At 68.8% G+C, this 3,127-nt stretch carries 3 protein-coding genes; 1 reads left to right on the top strand and 2 read right to left on the bottom strand.

What is annotated here, in order from left to right; genetic code table 11:
* Together VF542_RS05615 and VF542_RS05610 are read right to left on the bottom strand one after the other, a co-directional pair.
* The coding region (locus VF542_RS05615; RefSeq protein ID WP_408650721.1) for a DUF305 domain-containing protein at window positions 1-383 on the bottom strand (383 nt) is incomplete at its 3' end.
* Window positions 384-427: 44 nt separating this feature from the next.
* Window positions 428-1,162 (bottom strand): DUF3105 domain-containing protein, encoded by a 735-nt coding sequence (locus VF542_RS05610; RefSeq protein WP_408650720.1) that lies wholly within the window; start codon window positions 1,160-1,162, stop codon window positions 428-430.
* 163 nt (window positions 1,163-1,325) lie between these two features.
* On the opposite strand from VF542_RS05610, the gene argS reads away from it, so the two are divergent.
* Window positions 1,326-2,978 carry an arginine--tRNA ligase gene (argS, locus tag VF542_RS05605; RefSeq protein ID WP_408650719.1) on the top strand — a complete coding sequence of 551 codons (1,653 nt, stop codon included), beginning with the start codon at window positions 1,326-1,328 and terminating at the stop codon, window positions 2,976-2,978.
* The last annotated feature ends 149 nt before the right edge of the window (window positions 2,979-3,127 follow it).

Here is a 3,127-nt window from a genome sequence, read left to right as displayed (position 1 = left end):
GACATCCCGCTCAGCGGGGTGCCGGGGTTCTCCGGCGGCAGTCCCCAGGCGTCCAGCCCGCCCTGCATCTGGCCCACCTGGTTGAACTGGCTGGTCTCGATGTCGTAGGCGAGCGTACGGACCACGCCGTCGGTGCTGTGGTCGCGGACGTAGCCGGCCATCGTCACCGCCTGCCGGTGATGCGCGGACATGTCCCAGGCGAGGCCGGCGTCCACCGATGAGGCGTCCGGTGCGGCCGAGCCGCTGCGGTGCCCGGCGATATAGCCTGCCGCGCCGGCCAGCGTCAGGGTGGCGAGGCAGAGCACCGCGATCAGCAACTTGTGCAGCAGCCCGCCGGCAACTGGCGGCTCGTCAGCCGCCAGTTGCGGGCGTTCGGTGCTCACGACCATCTCGAATCAGGACTCCGCCGGCTCAGGGCTGTGCCGGCTCAGGACTCTGCCGGGTGGCCAGCAGTGCTGGGAGTGGACTTGAAGCCCGGGTTGCTGCAGCTGGCACCCAGTTCGGGGGTGTTGGTCCGACTCTGCCGCAGCGTGTCGATGAACCGCTTCACCCGAGAGTCGGTGGCCGAGTCCACGAACAGCTGGTAGCCCCAGGCCTGCAGTGACACGTTGGACTTCAGCCCGGCATACGGGGTGAGCATCGTGTACGGGTGGCCGGACACCAGCTTGGTGAGCACGTCGAGCTGCTCGGCGGGCAGGCCTGGCTTGTAGGTGATCCAGACCGCGCCGTGCTCCAGGCCGTGCACGGCATTCTCGCTCGCGATCTGAACGGGGTACACGGTGCCGTCGCAGTCCGCCCAGATCGGCGAGTGCGGGCCGCCCATGGGCGGGGACTCGGCATAGCTGATCACGCCGGCCTTGTGATCACCGCCGCTGAAGACCTTGTGGGTGATCCCCGGGATCTTGTCCGGGTTCGAGTTGTCGCTCTTCTTCTTGTTCTGGCTCACCGCGTACCCGATCACCCCGATCGCCAGCAACACGATCAGCACGGTGGCGATGATCAGCCCCCACGGCGTCTGGCGCTGGTTGACGATCTTCTTGGACTGGGCCCGGTTGGCCGGGGTACGGGTCACTGCCTTGCCAGCGGCAGTGCTGCCGGTGACGGCCTTGCCAGGCTCGTTCTTCTTCGGGCCACCGGACGCTGGCTTCGTCGGATTGGTCATCGGGTCGCTTTCGTTCCGTTGGGCCCAGCGCACGCTGGCCGCCTTCTCGGGCAGAGTCTAGGTCCACTACCTGTGTAATGCTTCGGCGGCCGCGCGGCTGGATGGCGAGGGGCAGCGCGACAGTCCTGAGAACGGGCTCGCGCCCGGCACTAGGATGGGCCCGGTGACCCCAGACGAACTCAGCCGCGTGCTGCGGAGCGCCGTCGAGCGCGCCGTCGAATCCGGTGCGTTCAGCGCCGAACCGCCGGCCGAGGTTGTCGTCGACCGTCCCAAGAACCGCGCGCACGGCGACTACGCCAGCAACGTCGCGATGCGGCTGGCCAAGGCCGCCGGACGCCCGCCCCGCGAGATCGCCGAGGCGATCGCCAAGGTGCTGCTGGACGTCGAGGGCATCGCCGCCGTGGAGGTGGCCGGTCCCGGCTTTCTCAACATCACCCTCGACAGCGCCAGCCTCGGCAGCCTGGCCAAGTCCATCGTCGAGCAGGGCGCTGACTACGGCCGCTCGACGACCCTGGCAGGGGAGCGGGTCAACCTCGAGTTCGTCTCGGCCAACCCGACCGGCCCGGTGCACATCGGCGGCGTCCGGTGGGCCGCGGTGGGCGACTCGCTGGCGCGGGTGCTGCAGGCCAGTGGCGCCGAGGTGAGCAGGGAGTACTACTTCAACGACCACGGTGCCCAGGTGGACCGGTTCGCCCGGTCGTTGCTGGCCGCCGCGCTCGGCGAGGACGTCCCCGAGGACGGCTACGCAGGCTCCTACATCAGCGAGATCGCCGAGCGGATCGTCGCCGGGCACCCCGAGGCCACCGCTCTGCCGCGCGAGCAGGCCCAGGAGCTGTTCCGCGGCGTCGGCGTCGAGCTGATGTTCGCCGAGATCAAGCAGAGCCTGCACGACTTCGGCGTCGACTTCGACGTCTACTTCCATGAGAACTCCCTGCACGAATCAGGCGCGGTGCAGCGGGCGGTGGCCCGGCTGCGCGAGCAGGGCCGGATCTACGAGGCCGACGGAGCGATCTGGCTGCGGACCACCGACTTCGGTGACGACAAGGACCGGGTGGTCATCAAGCGCGACGGCGACGCCGCCTACATCGCCGGCGACCTCGCCTACTACCTGGACAAGCGCGAGCGCGGCTTCAACCGGGTGATCATCATGCTGGGCGCCGACCACCACGGCTATGTCGGCCGGCTGATGGCGATGTGCGCCTGCTTCGGTGACATCCCGGGGGTGAACCTGCAGATCCTGATCGGGCAGATGGTGAACCTGGTCAAGGACGGCAAGCCGGTCCGGATGGGCAAGCGGGCTGGCAACGTGATCACGCTGGAGGACCTGGTGGACGCGGTCGGAGTGGATGCCGCCCGCTACCAGCTGGCCCGCTCGTCGGCCGACTCGACGCTGGACATCGACCTCGACCTGCTGACCCGGGCCACCAACGAGAACCCGGTGCACTACGTGCAGTACGCCCACGCCCGGACGGTCAACGTGATGAAGAACGCCGCCGCGGTCGGCATCGGGCTCGACGTCTTCGAGCCGAGCCTGCTGACCCACGAGACCGAAACGGCGTTGCTGACCTCACTCGGTGAGTTCGGGCGGGTGGTGGCCCAGGCCGCCGAGCTGCGCGAGCCGCACCGGGTGGCCCGCTACCTCGAGGCGCTGGCGGGGGAGTTCCACCGCTGGTACGACTCCTGCCGGGTGCTGCCGGTCGGCGACGAGCCGATCACCGATGTCAACCGCACCCGGCTCTGGCTCGACGTCGCGACCAGGACGGTGCTGGCCAACGGCCTGTCGATGCTCGGGGTGTCAGCACCCGAACGCAAGTAGCGAAGGTCCCCGCAGTGAAGGTCCCGCAGTGAAGGTCCGCGCAGTGAAGTTCCCCGCAGTGAAGGTCCGCGTAGTGAAGGTCCCGCAGTGAAGGTCCCGCAGTGAAGGTCCGCGTAGTGAAGTTCCCCGCAGTGAAGGGCATAGCCCGG

This window comes from Jatrophihabitans sp. (assembly GCF_036389215.1).
Lineage (GTDB): Bacteria > Actinomycetota > Actinomycetes > Mycobacteriales > Jatrophihabitantaceae > Jatrophihabitans_A.
Note: the sequence above shows the minus strand (reverse complement) of the source record. Positions and strands in the feature narration are given on the sequence as shown.

Coding starts and splice junctions, on each gene's coding strand:
- VF542_RS05610 (WP_408650720.1), bottom strand. CDS start 1,162: ATGACCAATCCGACGAAGCCAGCGTCCGGTGGCCCGAAGAAGAACGAG.